We start from the raw sequence: 17790 nt of genomic DNA on the forward strand, positions 1-17790 counted from the left end.
GGGGCCAACTATTTCGGGACCTGAAGGCGCGTGGCCTCAACGGCGTGGAGATGTTGATTTCCGACGCGCACGAAGGCTGTACTTCCTCCACGACGCGGCGATGTTGGAAGTGCGACGGCACGACTCGCTTCCCGCGCGGGTAGGGTGAGGGAGCACGCGACTTGTGTGTGCAATTATAGGTGGCTGTCCCTGTTTATCCCTTCAGGGCGACCCGTCCTACGGTTACTGGCAGGACATATCCCAGTGTCCCTCCATGCTGGTGGAGCGCCTGCGCCACTACTTCCTCACCTACAAGCAGGCGCCAGACGCCATGCACAAGGCCTGCGAAATAACGCACGTTTATGGGGCGGAAGAGGCCCGGGAAGTCATCCGGCGCAGCCACGCGGACTGTCTCGAAAAGTTCGAAAAGCTCGCCAAGCAACTGGCCGCCACCTTCGCCACCGCCGAAGACGACTGAGCCACGGTACGGATCCGCGCGCTGGATCCGTAGATGTTTCCGGCGGCGGAATATCGGGCGACGCCGTCGCACACCGCGGATGGCTCCCCGGTTATCCACGCCAGCCGGGGGCTCCCCACTGCCGAATACCTCCCGCCCCCACACGACGCGGCGGTGTTGGAAGAGCGACTGCGCGACTTGGCTTCCCGCGCGGGTAGGGTGAGGGAGCACGCGACTTGTGTGTGCAATTATAGGTGGCTGTCCCTGTTTTCATAGGCGGCTGTCGTAGACATTGTCTCACTGTATGGTCTGCTTCTCTACTTTCTCAAACATTCTATAGAGCACCACATCTTTACCCACAGATTTTAGCTCCTCCCGTACAACGTCTACATTAGCACCATGCCGCACCAGGTACTTAAATAGCTCTGGCTTATCCAGAACGACCGCAGAAAAAAGACCTTGGGTCGGATTGGCACCAAGACTAAGTAGATATTCCAACATCCCGGCGTTGTCATCGTCGATTGCCGCCGCCACCGAGTTTCGGGAAATAACATTGAGTCTCGTAAGGGTCTTCAGCGTCTCGTCGCTATATTCCTGGGGTTTAGCTAACAATACCTGCCTGGCCGTGAGCGAAATCTCCGCGCCGAACAAGTCGTTTGCCCCGACGGGATTTAAATCAGCACCGTACTCTACAAGCAATTTAACCATTGCCTTGTTGTTCATCTCAACTGCGAGCGGCAGTAATGAAGACTGGGTAAAGCGTCCTCCCCCAATCTCGCGAATTCTGCCGTCAGCGGGTCCAACTCCTTCCAAGTTGAAAGCTAGCCTCCGTGCAGCCAGTTCCTCGTCACCGGATTCGACGGCATACTGGAGCGACTTATAGCCACTCAAGAGCACGCAAACACCCCAAAGCAGCACCAGTAGCGCAAGGAAAAATTTCCCAACAGGCAATGGCTGCACTGTTTCCCCCCGAAAGTTCTTGCCGGGAAATCGCGAAACTATTTTCCATAGTAGAAAACCCATGAACGATGCGATTGTCATGTCCGTTCCAGCCGCCCAGGCGTGGCTTCCCGTAACCAAATCGGCCAGCGCCCAACGCTCCTTCGCAAGTAAGTTTCCAGATTGATACCCAAAAGAAAGCGTGAGCCATGACCATGCAGGAACGAATGTCAGCCCCGCAATCGGTAGAGCCGCCCATCGCTTGTCAATTCTCCACAACAGCCATTGCAGAAGTGGCGTCAAGATTGATGTCCACACTATTGAGACTTGAGCAAGATGCAGGAGTGCTTGAACCATAACTTGGATCACAAACTCAGTATGGGAAGAAACCAATGTAGGCACCAACATACCCTCCCGCCTTTTCTCTGTTCCAATTTACTAATTCATATTGCCGCTCTGCCCGACTTCTAACTGTAAGTTCACCGTCCACCCTTATGGCAAGTCCAACTGAAGCTTGGGGGTCCGTCCTGAGTAAACTCCCATCGAAATTCAGCACCTGGCTGGCAATAAATCGTTGCTTCAGTACCGTCCCGGCATCTCCCATCTGTTGCGAAAACAGTGGAAAACGTGCGGTAGACCCGACTACCAGATAAGAATATTCACCGACCTCGTCTGTCGAGAGAGACAGCGCACCGACAAATCCCATTCGAACATCCATGACTGTTGGGGACATATCAAAAAGCTCAAGTCCATAGACCGCATTGTAGTCCAACGGATTGCCTAGTGCTGGATCCGATAAGGTATAATTTTTCGACTCCCACTCCTGCTGATTACTCTTGAAATACGGCTTCAACGTGGTAGGGTCACTTACTAGCCCATTCTTATCAGTTAGCTTCAACCTCGGAAAAAACAGGGACAGCCACTATTAACTTCCTTCCACAAAGCGCTAAAGCACGCTGTGATGGCACGGTGCGTTTTTCTAACTCCCCGGACCATTACGCATACCCCGACAATGGCGTGACTTTCGAGAAAGCCCTTGCCGCCACCTTGGTCTGTGCCGTTGTTACCATTGTGATGCACCCTCACCGTTGCTTCAACTCCCTGCGACCACCGCCACCGCGATTTCCACCATAGCAGCAGGCGCTGAACAAGTCAATACCCGTCCATATGAATACGCCTCTACCGAGAAGTGTCGGCCGCCCTCCCGCTATTTGTTCCCCTTGGGACGACCATGGGGCCGTGCGCGGACGGGGCGGTGTTGGAAGAGCGCCTGCGGGACTGGCCCCGCATGCCACCAAAAGGGGTTGACCATTCCTGGTCGACACAACCCACCCTGCGATTCGCGTCGTCACTTGAAGTCTGTGGTGCAGTCCGTCGGAATCGGTGGCCGCATTCGTCGGAATATACACAACCCGCAGTTGCCTTACATTACCCCGGTGGGCCCGAGCATGCCGGGCCCCGCTTGTGTCGACCAGGAATGGTCAACCCCCTGTTCCAGGATCTCTCGCCAGCGCGCTTCGTCTCCGACGTGCGCGCGCCACGTTTCCAGGTCGAGCAGGCCATCGTGTCGCGCCGCGGAAGCCTGCTGGGGGGGGCCTCTTTCCTGTAGAGCAGCGGTGGAACATTGTTGGTCTCTGCTTCGGCGATCCAACAAAAAAAGCCCAGGCGCTGAGCCTGGACCTTGTGATTCAATATCTGCTGGATTCCGCAGGACGCCCGTGTCAGACGACCTCCACCCCCACTTTGGCAAGCGCTCTTCGCAGATCGTCCGGGGTGAAGGGCTTCTGCATCAGCAGGGACGCGCCCATTTCGACGATGCGCTGGGCGACGTCGCCTTCATAGTAGCCGGTCATGGCGATGATGTGAGAGGCGGAGGTATCGGGGTCGGACTTGATGCGGCGGCACACCTCGAAGCCGTCCATCCCCGGCAGGCGCAGATCGAGGAAGATCACGTTGGGGCGGAAGGTGGCAATCTGGTGCCCCGCTTCGAAGCCGTCCAGCGCCACTTCGATCTGGAAGGGGGTCTGGGAACGTTCGAGGAAACGACGAATTACGGACACCACGGCCTTTTCGTCATCCACGACGAGCACCCGTATACCGGCATTGTCAAGATCTTCATGAATTGGGATCTTGTTCTCGCGCAGGAAGCGAACCAGATCATCGCGCCGGATGCGGCGGTGCCCGCCAGGCGTTTTGAACACGTGGATGCGCCCCGCTTCGGCCCATTTGCGGATCGTGTCTGCCGTGACGTGACAGTACTTTGCCACCTCTGAGGTACTGAAAGACTGCTTCGATTCCATCCGGTGCACCCAACTTTGGTAGGTTTAATGGTTTTCGATACCGGGTAAATATTAGCCCCTTGCCCCCGGAATTGCAAGTTTTTTCATTTTGATGACCGTGATCGGAAGGAACGCCCCCGATACACCGCTCCGGTTTCGATATTTTCACGTTTCACGCGTTCCGGCGCGCGCAGGGAGCGACTTGTCGGCGGGAGCGCGCCGGTTCAACGAGTATACGCGGGTACGTGAAGCCGCAATGAAGGTTTGCGCACGAAGGGACCCCGGGAATGTCCCATTTTGCCCGGCGGCGGCGTCTTTCAAGGTAATCGGGAAATCGGGCCCGGCTGCGGCACGTTGAATTAAAGCGCAAACGCTCGACCTGTTGGACCCGTCAGGTACCCGGATCGCCGCGCGGAATGCCGGGGCGAAAATTTCCATGGTGGTGTTCGTGCACCGTCAAGGTAAACTAGGTACCTGACGGGGCAGGACCCGCGGCAGTCCTAACATCGGAGAGGCAGCAAGGTTGACGGAACCCGACGTGGAGATGGGCGTACCCGGCCCCGGCTGGTACACCGGGAATCAGCCCGGTCGCATCGACGACCGGAAGTTGGTGCGCCAGGCGCTGGCCGGCGATGAACGGGCATGCTCCATCATCGTCGAACGCTACACGCCCGCGGTCATGGGGTGTATCGCCGGTAAAGTCCGCAGCCGTTCCGACATGGAAGACCTGGCGCAGGAAGTCTTCCTGCGGGCCTTCCGCTTTCTCCACACCCTGCGCGATCAGGAGCGCTTCGCGCCCTGGCTCATGGGTATCGCCCGGCGAAGTGTGGCCGACTACTATCGCCGCCATGGCCGGCGCCTTCAGGTGATTCCCAGTCCGGACGGCGATGAAAACCAGCGTTGCCCTCTGGAGAATTTCCCCGACCCCGCGCCGGGCCCCGCCGATCGGCTCATGGCGCGCCAGGAGCGGGAAATTGTCTTGGAGGAGTTGGCGCGGCTCGGTGAGAAGTACCGCGTCGTGCTGTATATGCGATTGGTCGGCGAGGAGTCTTCTTCGGACATCGCGCGGCTGATGGGGCTGGCCCCCGACGCGGTGCGCAAGCGCCTTCTCCGGGGTATGGAACAGTTGCGCAAAGGACTGAGGCGGCGCGGGCTTCACTTGGATGCGGGGATGGGTGCGGACTTTCAAGGTCGCGAGGAGGTGGATTCATGAAGCCCGTGAAGGTCGATACGCGCGAAATAGTCGATGTGCTGCTGGGCCACGCCGAGCCCGCGCTGGAGAACCGCGTCCACCGCGCCGTCCAGCGCGACCTGAAGGCGGCGGCCACGTATGCGGCGTGGAGCGGCACGGCGGAAACGCTTCGCCGAGGACTTTCAGAGCAGCCGGCGGCCAGCCAGCGCATTCACGACGGGGTGATGGCCCGGCTGCGCACTCCGCTGCCGGGGGACGAAGCGCTGGATCGCGCGCTGGCCGAAGAGAGGTGGACGCCAGCGTTTCGCCCCGAAGTCATTCGACGCCGCCGGGCCCCGATTGCCGCCGCCGCCGTGGCCATGCTGGCCGGGTTGGCCGGGGTGGCGGGCTACCTTCGGAGTGGCGATCGGCTGGTGGCCGAGAGTGTCAAGGGCACGGTGATGGTGGCGCGGGGCAACGACCGGGAGGTCTTCGAGCCCCTGCCGGCGGCGACGGAGCTCCGGCTGCCCGTGGCGCTGCTGCTGAGCGAGGGCGCGGTCGCGGAGATGACGCTTCCACCGTCGACCCACCTCCGGGCGCGTGGCCCTGGCAGACTGGAAGTGACCAGCCGCGCGAAAGTCGACCAGGCCGCCGGTGTGGTGGATTACCGGGTTACGACCCTGCCGGAAGACGGTTCGGGTTTCACCGTCCTCGTACCCCAGGGGGCGGTGGTGGATCTGGGCACGGAATTCGAAGTCCGTGTGAAGGAGTCCCAGCCCACCGTGGTACGGGTGCGCTCGGGCTCGGTGCGCGTGGAACCCGCGGACGGCGCACCGGCGATTATTCGCAAAGAGGAGCGGGCCATACTCAGCTCAAGTCGAGCGATACCGGAAGCGGATCCAGAAGTACCGCCGCCCGTCGACCCAGCACCCGCAATCGCCGCGGACGATCAGATTATCGTCGCCTATGAGCCCGTGGAGCGCGCCCTGGAATCCAACAGTCCACTCCTGACCTTTATCCGGCCACAGGAAATTACGCTGCACCCCCAGACGGGGCCATGGCGGGGCGTCAGCAAGGCACCGCCCTTCACATCGACTCCGGCCCGGGCTGGAACGGTCCGGACCTTCGTCAATGGCAGCCCGATGGAAATCGCGGTGGCCAGTGACGAAAAGGTCAATGGGAGCCTGTGGGTCTATCTCGATGAGAACGCCAACACCGATCTGACCGACGATGTACATTTTGAAGAGGGCATGGACTTCGCCAATGGCGGACTGTTTGCGGCGGGTCTCATGGGCCGCAACGACGCGCTCTGGCTGCGCCGCCCTATTGCCGTGGACACGTCCGTATCGCCGCCGCAGGCGAGGGTGGTCCGTGATCGCATGGAATGCATCAACCGAATGTATCTTGATGGCGTGGTGCCCCTGCCCCGGACGGAGAACTCGCCTCAGGCGGGACAACACCGGTTCCTCCTGCTGGATACGGACGCCGACGGCGATCTGTCCGATGAAGACGGCGCGCTGGGGGTCTGGGTCTCCCGCGGCGCCGACGGGGGTGACCGTATCCACAACGCGGCGCCCCTGGGCCAGCCCAGCAGCTTCATGGGCTACCGCTGGACGTTGGCGCGAAAGCTGTCCGGCGAGTATGCCCTGATGGGCCGGAAACTCCCGGCTTCCACCGCGCTGGCCCTGCGCGTGGGCGATGCCCTGCCCCGCGTGAAGGCGCGCGCGGTGGGCGGCGAGGAACTCGAAATTGCCCCGCCCGCCCAGGGCTACCTGCTGCTCTATGCCTGGTCCACGTGGTACAGCGCCTGCAACCGGGATGTACCTTTTGACATGAACGATTTGTATCCCAAGTTCAAGGATCGCGGACTGCGGATGGTGGGGGTGTCCATGGATTATCGGAAGGAAGACCTGGAGCGTTATTTGGAGGAGCACAAGATCGCCTACCCGCAGGTGTTCAACGGGCCCGATGCAACGCAGGGCGTTGCCGCGGAGCTGGGCCTGGTAAGCTGGCCCGCCGCGACCCTCGTGGACGCCGCCGGGGTCGTGGTGAAGACCGGTGAGAGTGGAGCGGAGATCTGGTCTTTTCTGGATGCCAATTTACCGAAATAACGTGTCGGGGCGCGCCGAGCGGCGTTTCCGACACCCCGAGATCAAATTTAACCGTATACGCCGTAAGGAAAGGAATCCCGAATATGGAAGCGCAGCGCAGGCAGATCCCCGAGAACACCGGACCGGACGAAGCCGTGGTCCGGGAGGTCGCCGAATTCAGGAAACGACTGCTGACCGAGATCTCCGAGGTGGTGGTGGGGCAGCAGGACGTGATTGACCTGATCCTTACCTGCCTCCTGTCGGGAGGGCATTGTCTCCTGACCGGCCTGCCGGGGCTGGCCAAGACCCTCATGGTGCGCTCCATTGGCCAGTTGCTGGCGCTGAAATTCAGTCGGATCCAGTTCACACCGGATCTCATGCCCTCGGACATAACCGGCACGGAAATTCTGGAAGAAGAGCGGGCCACGGGGCGGCGCGAATTCCGATTCGTCGAGGGGCCGATCTTCGCGAACTTAATCCTGGCGGACGAAATCAATCGAACGCCGCCGAAGACCCAGTCGGCGCTGCTGGAAGCCATGCAGGAGCGGCGCGTCACCACGTGCGGGCGCACGTTTTCGCTTGAGGAGCCCTTTTTCGTGCTGGCGACGCAGAACCCCATTGAGCAGGCCGGCACCTATCCCCTGCCCGAAGCCCAGTTGGACCGCTTCATGTTCAACCTCAAGGTGGGCTACCTCCAGGAAGACGACGAGGTGCAGGTGGTGCTCAACACAACCTCGCAATGGAGCGACACTATGACGCCGGTCCTCTCCGCGGAGAAACTCCGCTTCTATCAGGGTCTCGTGCGCGCCGTGCCGGTGTCGGACCACGTGGCGCGCTATGCGGTGCGCCTTGCCGCAGCCACGCGCCCGAGCGAGAACAATCCCTACGCCTACGTGAACAAGTACGTGACCTGGGGCGCGGGCATTCGCGGCGGCCAGCAACTGGTGCTGGCGGCGAAGGCCTGGGCCCTGCTCCACGGCCACTACCATGTGAGCATCAAGGACATTCAGCGCCTCGCCGGCCCGGCCCTGCGCCACCGGGTGCTCACCAACTACTTCGCGGAATCCGAAGGCGCATCCGCCGACGGCATTATCGCGCGCCTGATCAAGGAACTGCCCGAGCCGTCTTCGGGCATTCGATGAGCACCACCCAGTCGAGGGGTTTGATGAATGGCCGTAGCCAATAAACGTTTCTTGAGACCGGAGCTCGTGGCGCAACTGCGCACGATGGAGCTTCGGGCCGCCACCGTGGTGGAGGGTGTGCTGGCGGGGCTCCACCGAAGCCCGTTCCGGGGCCTCTCCATCGAGTTCGCGGAGTATCGCCGCTACCAGCCGGGGGACGACCCGAAGAAGGTGGACTGGAAAGCCTACGCCAGGAGTGATCGCTACTATATCAAGGAGTTCGAGGATGAGACCAACCTGGACGCCCATCTGGTCATCGACGCCAGCGCGTCCATGGGCTTCGGATCGGGCGCGGTGACGAAATGGCAGTATGGCGGCATCCTCGCGGCGTCCCTCGCCTACCTGCTGCAACAGCAGAACGACGCGGTGGGCCTCGTCGTGATGGATGAAGCCATCCGGACCGAAATGCCGGCGAAAAACACGCGCGCCCACCTCATCGAATTGATCGGTCGCCTGGAGCAGGTGCAGCCTTCGCGGCAGACACGCCTCGCGGAGGCCCTCCATCGCGTGGCGGCGCGGATCAAGCGTCGAGGTATGGTAATTATCATTTCCGACTTGCTGGACGAGCCCGCGGATGTGGTGGCGGCGCTGCGACACCTCAAGTTTGGCGGAAACGATGTGGTGGTCTTTCACACGCTGGACGCGGTCGAGCTGAATTTCGACTTCAACGGCCCCCACCACTTCGTCGATCCCGAATCGAACGCCATGACGCCCGCGCTGGCGGAAGACGTGCGAATGGCCTACCTCGAAGCCATGAGCAAGTTCACCGCGTTCTACAAGGAGGAACTGGGGCGCGTCAACATGTCCTACACCATCTTGAATACGTCCGACCCGCTGGATCGCGCGCTGCTGTCCTTTCTGGGCCAGCCGGGCCGGGGAGGGTGAGTGTCATGGTTCGAAGGAACATGAAAGGGCCAAGCGCCCCATGCCGGCGTGTCGCGGGAGTCGATCCATGCTCTTCATGAACCCGCTCCTGTTATTCGCCGCGCTGGCGGCCGGCGGCCCCCTGCTGATCCACCTGATGCTGCGCAACCGACCGAAGCGGCAGGTGCTGCCGACCTTGCGTTTCCTGCCGGAGAGCGCGCTTCAGACGGTCGCCATGCATCGCCTCAAGAATTTGCTGCTGCTGCTCCTTCGCGTCCTCGTCGTACTGCTCATCGCGGCCGCCTTCGCACGGCCCTACCTGGGCGCGTCCACTGCGACGGAAGACGGGCCCCGGGCGGAAATCGGCGCGGTCTTCGCCGTGGACACTTCGCTGAGCATGCGCTCGGGCGAACGATGGAACAAGGCTTTGGAATCGGTACGCACCCAGGCTTCGCGACTGCCCGCAGGCAGCCCCATGGCCCTGCTCTTCTTTGACGAAAGCGCCCGCGTCGCCGTCGAAGGCGCGACGGATCTGATCGCCCTGTCGGCCGCGCTGGATGGCGCGAAGCCGGGCTATGGCGGAACGAACCTCGTCGCGGCCATGCGCGCGGGCGCCAGCCTGGGCATGAAACAAGAGGCGGCCAGACGAACGGTCTATCTCATCAGCGATTTCCAACGCTCGGGATTTCAACAGGTCGCGGAGCGGGTGGAGATCGCGGAGGATGTGGACTTCGTCATGGTGCCGGTCGGCGAGGGTCCCCTGTGGAACGCCGCAATCACCGGAGTATCAGAGCGGGATACTGAGACGGGCCGTTCGATCCGGGTGCAACTGGAGAGCTTCGGGACGGGCGGCGCCTCGGGCACCCTGACGCTCTCGCGCGACGGTACGGCTGTCGAAACGCGCGAAATCGCTTTTTTAGATACGGGGCGACTTGTGGAAGATATCGAACTGAACGCAAAGCTGAACGAAGATTGCCTCCTGAGCGCCGAGCTCACCATTCGCGACGGGCTGAAAGAAGACAATCGCTTCACCGCCCTGATTCCGGGCCGGGTGCCTCTCCGTGTCATGGTCAGCGCACCGGGACGCCGAGTCCTCGCCGACAACAAGAGTCCGGGCGGTTACACGGACAATCCCTACCTGAAGGCCGCCGTCGCCGCGTTTGGCGATCACGTGGAGGCTGCGTGGATCGAGCCGACGCGCCTGGCGGAGCTTTCTGTTGAGAAGCACCCCGTGGCGATCATTTGCGGTGCGGAGTCGGCAACACCGGCGATTCTCGCTCACCTCAAGGAGTACGTGATCTCGGGCGGCAACCTCATTCTGTTTCCCGATGGCGATTCGCGTCAGGCGCTCCCCTCGGAGGGGGCCTATCCGGAGTTGTGCGGTGTCTCCGTACGGGGGTGGAAATCCACCAATCGGGCGTCGGGCGAATACCGTCTTGTCACCTCCCACAAGACCCGCAACACGCTTGCCGGTTCCGAAGAGCGCGACGCAGCCGCACACCTTTACCCCCGAGCCTACCGCTATCTCGAAGTGGGTCTTCCGGAAGGGGTCGAGGCCGTCCAGGCCCTCATGCGTTACGACGACGCCAGCCCCTTCCTCGTGGAGCACACGCTGGGCGCGGGCAACGTGTTCCTATGCACCACCTCCCTCGATCCCCGCGCCAGTGACCTGGTGCTGCGCCCCACCTTTTCCCCGTTCCTCCACCAGTTGATTTCCGAGTGCGCGGAGCGGACAACACCCCGTGTGGTCTACCACGTGGGAGAGGTCGTGCAGGAACTGCTGACTGCGCCACAGGCCACGCTGGAGCCGCTGGATGGCGGGATGGTCCCGGACAATGGCGATGATGGGATCATGAAAGCGCCCGGGGCCTATCGCCTCCGCACTGGAGACCTGGAACGCGTCTTGGCCGTACGCCTGCGTCCGGAAGAATCGGACCTGGCGTCCATGGAGCCTTCGCATATCAAGGTCGTCGGCTCGGCGGGCGCGGAGGCGGCCCGGGTGGCTGGGGTCAACACCGAAACGCTGGAGTCACCACCGGAGCCCGATGCCGGAGGGCGATTCGGACACTATCTGCTGGTCGTCGCGCTGGCCTGCATGGCGGCGGAAACTCTCATCGCAAGCCGGACGGTACGATAAGCCATGGAACGATTCACGAGCATACCTCGAAGCGCCTCCAGCGCCCAGATGATTTCCATTACCCACGAACTGGCCCACATCTTCGGCAAGATTCACGATCTGCGCCGCCGCGTGCTGCTGCTTGCGCTGGGCCGCGCGCTGACGCGGGCCGCGTGGTGCTGGCTAGGCTCGCTGCTTTTCCTGGGCACGATGATCCTGATCATTCCCTTTCCGGAGCTACTGCGCCAGGCAATACTCCTCCTGCATTTTATCGCCATGGGCGTCGGCGCCTGGTATGGCGCGCGCTACCTGTTCCAGGGCCGCGATTCGGGCGGCAGGAATCGACTGCGGCGCTGGGCCCTGCGCTGCGAAGAGATGTTCCCCCCGCTTGGGGATCGCCTCGTGACCTGCGTGGACTTTGCCCAGGAGGGCGATGGTGCGGATCGTTTCCGGCGGAGCCCCGTGGCGCTGGCGTTGCTCCATGACACGGCGCGCCACCTCGGCGGCTTCAACCCCGCCCAGGCTGTTCCGAAGCGCGGTATTCAGCGCGCCTTCGGCCTGGCGCTGATTCCCTTCTTTATTTTCTTCGTGCTGGAAGTGTTGCTTGCCCCGTGGCCGGGCAGGATGGCGGCGGCGCTGTACCTCTACAAGAGCGAACCGGCGTGGCTGATTTCGGGAGCCGGAACCATTGAGGGCCTCGTCATTCGGCCGGGCACTGTCGAGACCCCTCGCGGCTCCAGTCTGACTATCGAAGCTGAGCTGGAGACTGCCGGTACGCTTGATCTCGCGTCGTTTCCGCCCATATTGAAGACGAGCACCGCGTCGACGGTTGAAGGCGCCGCGGACGAACGGGGCGAACAGAACATGCTGGCGGACGCGAACCGTCCCGCTGTGTACTATGTGGCGCTGCACGACATCCAGACGGTGACGGCGTATCAGGTCAGCGTGGTGGTGCCACCCGGGGAGCGGAGCTACGGGGACCGCCTCGGCGCGTGGCTCGCATCCTTTTCGCGCGACTACGAGGCCCGCGATGCGAATGCGCGGGAGAGCGAAACGTACACCATCACACCCTTCGATCCTCCGTCCATCACCGCCATGCGGGCCACGCTCCGGCACCCGGCCTATACCCGACTGCCGGAGGAAATTCAGGAAGGCTCCTATATCGCGGGTCTTCCCGGCACCTCGGTGGCCTTCCATGTGGAGTCGGATCGGCCTCTGGCCTCGGCGCAACTCCTTGACGAGCAGGGCAAGACGATCCACGCGGTGGTGGAGGATGGACCGGCGGGCATGGCCACGGTGGCGCGCTTCGATTTCCGTATCGAGGCGGACGCCTCCATGCGCCTCGACCTGACCGACCAAGCCGGGCACAACAACCTGGAGCCGCCGCTGGTGGTGGTCCACGCCCGGAAAGACGAAGCTCCGACAGTAACGGTCAAGCGCCCTGGCGCGGACTGGTCCGTCCATCCCGTGGCGGAGATCACCTTTGAGGCGACGGCCGCCGACGACTTTGGTGTAGTCCGGTTCAAGCTGGAGTACCAGGTCAATGGCGGTCCAGCCGAGACCCACATGCTCTACGAATCGCCCGCAGACAGCGGGGGCGAGCGTAATGCCGTTGGCAACCATGTGCTGGCCCTGGAAACGCTGGGCGTGAAGCCCGGCGACAGTATCCTCTACCGCTTCATCGCGGAAGACGCACGCATCGATCTTCCCGAGGCGGGCGCGGACCTCGATGCCCTGCGCGGCTTCTCTCAGCCCTATTTTCTCGCCGTCCGTCCTTTTGACGAGGAACTCTTCAAAGGCTCCGCCAGCGCGGGCGGTTCGGGCCCCCCGCCCCCCACGGAACGGAAGGTCATCGTGGCGACGCTTCGCTTCGACGAACGCCAGGGCATCCTGACGGACGAAGAGCGGCGCACGACGGCGGATGACATTGCGCGGACACAGCGGGAAGTACGGGTGGAAACGGAGCGCATGAAGGAGAGGCTTTCGGCGATGTCCGACATCCCCAACAAGGCCGAGCGCCTCAAGCACCTGGATGACGCCATTGCCGAGATGAGCACCGCCGAGAGCCTGTTGTCGGCCATGGAGCCCGACGCTGCCCTGCCCCATGAGAACTCAGCCCTGCAGCACCAGATCGCCGCGCTGGTGGGTCTGCCCATTTACCAGAACTGGATGCAGGACGCCATGCCCTCCTCCTTTCCACCGGATCCGGAGACGGCCCTGGCCGGCCAGAAGGTGGAGTTTGAGAAGGATAAATACGAGCTCTTCCAACCGGCTCAGGGCAAGGAACTGGACCAGGCGCTGCTGAAGGCCCTCGAACAGACCCGCGATTTGGCGCAGCGCCAGAAGGAGTTCCTCGAAGAGATCTCCCGCGAAGTGGAGGAGCAAAACCCCGGCGGTGGCGCTGGCGCGTCTTCCAGTTCGGCGCAGGGCGGCGCAAGCCTTCCCCCCGGCGCGCGCTATGCCGAGATGCGCCAGAAGGCGGAGGAGCAGCGCAGGGAACTGGAGCGTCTTCGCGAGTCCTTGCGCGAACTGGACGGCCTGGACACGGAAACGGCGGATAAAATCCGCGAGGCCATCGAGCGCACGGCCCGGGAACTGGCGAAGGCCAGCGAGGAGATGGCCCAGGAAAAACTCGACGAGGCAAAGACCGCCAACGCGCGTGCGGAGCAGGAACTGCTCGATCTGCAACAGGTGTTGGCGCAGGCAAAGAACGCCAACACGAAGGCCCAGGCGGAGGCGCTCGCGAAAATGATCGACGCTTGGAAGAAGGAGCAGCAGGCGCTGCGCGCCGACACGGCGAAGGGCGGAAAATCGCCGGAATCGCTTGAAGACGGTGCTCGTCGGCAGGAAGCGCTGGGCGCGCAGGTAGCGCAGGCGGCGGGGGCACTGGAGGGGTCCACAGGTGGAATGGAACCGGTTGAACAGAGCCTGGAGGCCGCGGCGCGCTGGATGGACCAGGCGGCGCAGAATCTCGCGGACGATCGGCAGCGCGAAGCGCTGAAGGGTCAGGACGCCACCTTGAAGCAGCTTCAGGCGGCCCAGGAAGCGATTGCGGGACACCTGGCCAAGTTGGAGGGCAACGGCCACGAGCCTATCCTCCAGGCACTCGCGGAAATAGAGGAGTTTAGGGAGTACCTGGAGCGGGAGGCGGAGGCCTATGCCGATCGCCAGTACATCCCCGACGTGAATGGAACGCCGCAAGAACAGGACTCCGCGCCGAGCGCCCCCCCGGCGCAAGCCCCGGACAGCGCGGTGCCGCCGCCCTCGGAGGGGCCGCCGATGGCGCCGGAAGCGGGCGATCCCCCAGCCGTCATCGCCACGAAAATGGCCCGCTTGCAGGGCCTCCTGCAGCAGCACGGCCAGGTCGGCGGGATGCTGAGCGAACTCGACCGAACCGTACGCGCGGGTAGCTCCAGTTGGGGTGATTCCGGCGTGACGGAGCTGATTCCCCAGATTATGGCCTCCCTGGAAACCATCGAGGACATCCTCCGTACCCAGGTGGAGGCGGCGGACGAACTACAGCGTCTGCGGCAGACGCGCTCGCAGGAGTTGCCCCCGCAGTTCCGCGCGATGGCGACAAAGTACTTCGAAGCGCTGGGCGCGGCGCCAGCGAGCACTCCCTGATCCGAAACGGAAAGATTTCGAGCATGGCATTATTATTGGAACAGTTCTGGAGCGGCGGCCAGGTGGTCTATCGCGGCTGGCCGGTCGCCTGGTGGCTCGCGGGCCTCGGCGTGGCGGTGGCCATCGTCGTTGCGGCGTACGTCATGCAGCGCGCGGGCGGTGGCGTCTGGATCAAGCGCATTTCCTACGGCCTGCGAATGATGGCCTGTATGCTGCTGCTCTTTCTGCTCATGGAGCCGGTGCTTCGCGCGGAAGAGGTACTGCCGCAGCAGTCCTTCCTGATCCACCTCTTCGATACGTCGGGCAGCATGGGCATCGAAGACTTTGAAGGTCAGGGACGCCTGGCGGCGGTCGACGGGTTGACCCGCACTTCCGAGGCGCGCGGGGAACTTGACCGTCTCTATCGCCCCATCGAGTTTGGCTTTGATGTGGACCTCCGGACCCGGGCGCCGGAAGACACCCTGGATGTAACCAAGAACACGACCGATCTGGCCACGGCCTTCCAGCAACTTCATGTTCAGACCAGCGGCCTGCCTCTGTCCGGTGTGGTCCTCTACTCCGACGGGGTAGCCACGATCAATGCGCGGCAGGAACAAATCGTGGAAGCCGCGCTGGCGCTGAATGCGCCGATCTACGCCGTGGGCGGTGCGCCGGAGAGGCCCGGGCCGGATATCTGGATTGAAGACGTGATGCACCCGGCCCAGGCGGTGAAGGGATCGGCCACACCCGTCACGGTGCTGGTTGGCGCCCGCGATATGAAGGGCGGCGCGACGGTCACCCTTTATCAGGAAGCGACAAAGGTGGAAGAGAAAACCCTTCGGCCCCGGTCGGGCGAGCAGACCATCAGTGCGGAATTCCAGCTTTCCATCAACGATACGGGCACCAGCGCCTATCGGGTGGAAGTGACCACCGAGAGCGAGGAGACCTATCCGTGGAACAACACGGAGAACTTCTTCATCAACGTCGTCCAGGAACGGCAGCGATTGCTCTATGTAGAGGGGTATCCGCGCTACGAGTATCGCTCCCTGCGCGCGGCCTTTGAAAACGACGAGCGCTTCCAGGTCACGTCCTACGTGATGGTGGACCGTCAGGACAACATTTATCGGCAGGGCTTGAACACGGCGGGCGAGCTGGAGCAGGGCTTCCCGAAAACCGAAGCGGAGTTGTTCGCCTACGATGTGGTGGTCATCGGCGATGTGGAGGCCGCCAAGTTCACGACGGACCAGTTGACGAATCTCCGGGAATTCGTACGACGCAAGGGCGGTGGACTGCTCTTTCTCGCGGGGGACAGCTCCTTCGCGCCCGGAGGCTTCAACGTCACGCCCCTGGCCGATGTGCTGCCTTTTTCCGTCGGCAATACGCAGCGGCTCACGGAAGAGTTTCGGGTTTCCCCCACGCCGGAAGGAATCGAACGGGGCATCTTCGGTCCCCTTAATACCGCCTCCGGCAGCGCACCCTGGGATGTTCTCCCGCCGGTGAAGGGCCTCTTTCCCCTGCAAGGCTTGAAACCGGGGGCGGTGGCCCTGTGCCGCATCGATCAGGGGCGGGGAGAAGACGATCCGCCGGTGGTGGCTTTCCAACGCTACGGCGGCGGGGTCAGCCTCATTTGTGGCGTCTCGGGCACGTGGCCCTGGCGCTTTCAGACGAAATCGGACAACCCATCGTACAACGCCTTCTGGAAGCAGATGTCCCTTATTTTGAGCGACCGCCTCAACAACCGGTTGAACGTTACCGCGGAGCCGCCCATCTCCCCCGTCGGCACCGAAGTGAAACTTTCAGTGGTGGCGCGCAACGCCGCTTTCGAGATGGACCCGGTGGCAAAGATAACGCTGGAAATCACGGCGCCGGACGGCAGCGCATCCTCCTTCACGCCCCAGCCCTCGGCGGAGGGTGGACCCGGCGCCTACGACTACACGCTTAAGGGTTCTGGCGCGGGCCTATACAAGGTCAGGGCTTTCACGACACCCGCCGCGGATGATCAGGCGCAGGAAGCTTCCAGCGTCTTTGTGGTGGAAGATGACTCACCGGAGTTGCGGGCTGTGGATCTCAACGAGGGACTGCTGCGCCAGCTCGCCAGCGCCACGGGCGGGAACTATGTGCATGCACTGGACTATGACCAGCTTCCAAAGCTGGTAAAGCCCGCCGAGGGCTCCCTCACCCAGGTTCGGGAAACCGCCATCTGGGATCAGCCGGCCTTCCTCATCGGACTGCTGGCCCTGCTGTTGAGTGAGTGGACCTTACGGCGCTGGGGAAATCTGGCATGAAGCAACACGACACGACACTCGACAGGCCGACGCGACGCACCTTTCTTGCGCGGGGCTTCCAGGCCTCGGCCACACTCCTGGCGGCGGCGCAGGGCGGCGCGCAGGCCCAACCCGGTCGTGGAGTACGGCGCGATGAGGACAGCGCGGCGGCCCCCTCCCTGCATGGCGGTCGACGCCCGCTGGATGATGAAGATCCGAACGTCTTCGTGTTTTCGCGCTTCAAATTCAAGGGAAAGCAGCGCACCCAGGACGAATGGGATACGTTGCCAAGCGGCGATGACAACCTGCTCCGCCACATCGCCCAGGCAACCAACATCAAGCTCACGAGTCGACGCTGGGAAGAGCGTGTGGTGGAGATAGACGATTTCGAGAAGCTGTACAACACGCCCTTCCTGTTCATGACGGGCCAGGTCGATTTCAAATTCGAGGAAGACGAGGCGGAGGCCCTGCGCGAGTACTTCAAGCGCGGCGGATTTCTCTATGCCGACGACTGCGACGCGGACGTGGGACGGCTCCTTTTCTACGAGGCCTTCACACGAGAAATACAGAAGGTGCTGCCCGGCCACAAAATGGAGCGGCTCCCCCATGACCACGAACTCTACCACTGCTTCTACGATATTCCCGACGGATCCTCGTGGTCGCCGCGCCAGCGGGCCTGGGAGCCGAAATACCCGGACTCCGCCCTGTTTGTCGATGATCGGATGGTCTGCTTTCTCACCGGCAGCGACCAGCATTGCGGCTGGGCGCAGCGGCGCAGGGAACTTTACAATGACGCACTTAAGCTGGGCACCAACATCGTGGTCTACGCTTTGACCCACTGAGGGAG

Annotated in this window: 13 protein-coding genes; 10 read left to right on the forward strand and 3 right to left on the reverse strand. The window is 62.7% G+C overall.

Annotated features, from left to right (window positions below):
* Together JNK74_04495 and JNK74_04500 are read left to right on the forward strand one after the other, a co-directional pair.
* Nucleotides 1-143, forward strand: a 143-nt coding sequence (locus JNK74_04495) for a transposase (GenBank protein MBL7645433.1), incomplete at its 5' end; no start/stop codon positions are given.
* A gap of 20 nt (nt 144-163) precedes the next feature.
* Nucleotides 164-457 (forward strand): inorganic diphosphatase, encoded by a 294-nt coding sequence (locus JNK74_04500; protein ID MBL7645434.1) that lies wholly within the window; start codon nt 164-166, stop codon nt 455-457.
* A gap of 276 nt (nt 458-733) precedes the next feature.
* Here JNK74_04500 and JNK74_04505 read toward each other — a convergent pair whose 3' ends face one another.
* From JNK74_04505 to JNK74_04515, 3 genes are all read right to left on the reverse strand, one after another.
* Nucleotides 734-1678 carry a hypothetical protein gene (locus JNK74_04505; protein MBL7645435.1) on the reverse strand — a complete coding sequence of 315 codons (945 nt, stop codon included), beginning with the start codon at nt 1676-1678 and terminating at the stop codon, nt 734-736.
* A 70-nt stretch (nt 1679-1748) separates the two neighbouring features.
* Nucleotides 1749-2228: a hypothetical protein gene (locus tag JNK74_04510; GenBank protein MBL7645436.1), complete on the reverse strand. Its 480-nt coding sequence runs from the start codon at nt 2226-2228 to the stop codon at nt 1749-1751.
* 868 nt (nt 2229-3096) lie between these two features.
* The gene (locus JNK74_04515; GenBank protein MBL7645437.1) at nt 3097-3675 is read right to left on the reverse strand and encodes a response regulator; all 579 of its coding nucleotides are present in this window, start codon (nt 3673-3675) and stop codon (nt 3097-3099) included.
* Nucleotides 3676-4177: 502 nt separating this feature from the next.
* Between JNK74_04515 and JNK74_04520 the strand changes: the two genes are divergently transcribed.
* From JNK74_04520 to JNK74_04555, 8 genes are all read left to right on the forward strand, one after another.
* Nucleotides 4178-4867 (forward strand): sigma-70 family RNA polymerase sigma factor, encoded by a 690-nt coding sequence (locus JNK74_04520; protein ID MBL7645438.1) that lies wholly within the window; start codon nt 4178-4180, stop codon nt 4865-4867.
* The gene (locus JNK74_04525; protein MBL7645439.1) at nt 4864-6936 is read left to right on the forward strand and encodes a redoxin domain-containing protein; all 2073 of its coding nucleotides are present in this window, start codon (nt 4864-4866) and stop codon (nt 6934-6936) included. The genes JNK74_04520 and JNK74_04525 overlap by 4 nt, the downstream gene beginning before the upstream one ends.
* 83 nt (nt 6937-7019) lie before the next feature.
* On the forward strand, nt 7020-8057 hold the full coding sequence (locus tag JNK74_04530; protein MBL7645440.1) for a MoxR family ATPase: 1038 nt from the start codon (nt 7020-7022) through the stop codon (nt 8055-8057).
* A gap of 27 nt (nt 8058-8084) precedes the next feature.
* On the forward strand, nt 8085-8981 hold the full coding sequence (locus JNK74_04535) for a DUF58 domain-containing protein (GenBank protein ID MBL7645441.1): 897 nt from the start codon (nt 8085-8087) through the stop codon (nt 8979-8981).
* 67 nt (nt 8982-9048) lie between these two features.
* On the forward strand, nt 9049-11097 hold the full coding sequence (locus JNK74_04540) for a BatA domain-containing protein (protein MBL7645442.1): 2049 nt from the start codon (nt 9049-9051) through the stop codon (nt 11095-11097).
* Between the two features lie 3 nt (nt 11098-11100).
* Nucleotides 11101-14700 (forward strand): hypothetical protein, encoded by a 3600-nt coding sequence (locus JNK74_04545; protein MBL7645443.1) that lies wholly within the window; start codon nt 11101-11103, stop codon nt 14698-14700.
* Nucleotides 14701-14723: 23 nt separating this feature from the next.
* A complete protein-coding gene (locus JNK74_04550) occupies nt 14724-16964 on the forward strand; it encodes a hypothetical protein (protein MBL7645444.1) in 2241 nt (746 codons plus the stop codon).
* Entirely contained in the window at nt 16961-17785 is an 825-nt protein-coding gene (locus JNK74_04555; GenBank protein MBL7645445.1) for a DUF4159 domain-containing protein, read from the forward strand. Before JNK74_04550 ends, JNK74_04555 begins: the two co-directional genes overlap by 4 nt.
* Nucleotides 17786-17790 lie beyond the last annotated feature (5 nt).

The organism is Candidatus Hydrogenedentota bacterium (assembly GCA_016791475.1).
Taxonomy (GTDB): Bacteria; Hydrogenedentota; Hydrogenedentia; order Hydrogenedentales; family JAEUWI01; genus JAEUWI01.

Bases quoted from the DNA above. Each gene is read 5' to 3' on its own strand.
- JNK74_04540 (MBL7645442.1), top strand. From the start codon at position 9,049: ATGCTCTTCATGAACCCGCTCCTGTTATTCGCCGCGCTGGCGGCCGGC.
- JNK74_04530 (MBL7645440.1), top strand. From the start codon at position 7,020: ATGGAAGCGCAGCGCAGGCAGATCCCCGAGAACACCGGACCGGACGAA.
- JNK74_04515 (MBL7645437.1), bottom strand. From the start codon at position 3,675: ATGGAATCGAAGCAGTCTTTCAGTACCTCAGAGGTGGCAAAGTACTGT.
- JNK74_04555 (MBL7645445.1), top strand. From the start codon at position 16,961: ATGAAGCAACACGACACGACACTCGACAGGCCGACGCGACGCACCTTT.
- JNK74_04545 (MBL7645443.1), top strand. From the start codon at position 11,101: ATGGAACGATTCACGAGCATACCTCGAAGCGCCTCCAGCGCCCAGATG.
- JNK74_04550 (MBL7645444.1), top strand. From the start codon at position 14,724: ATGGCATTATTATTGGAACAGTTCTGGAGCGGCGGCCAGGTGGTCTAT.
- JNK74_04525 (MBL7645439.1), top strand. From the start codon at position 4,864: ATGAAGCCCGTGAAGGTCGATACGCGCGAAATAGTCGATGTGCTGCTG.
- JNK74_04535 (MBL7645441.1), top strand. From the start codon at position 8,085: ATGGCCGTAGCCAATAAACGTTTCTTGAGACCGGAGCTCGTGGCGCAA.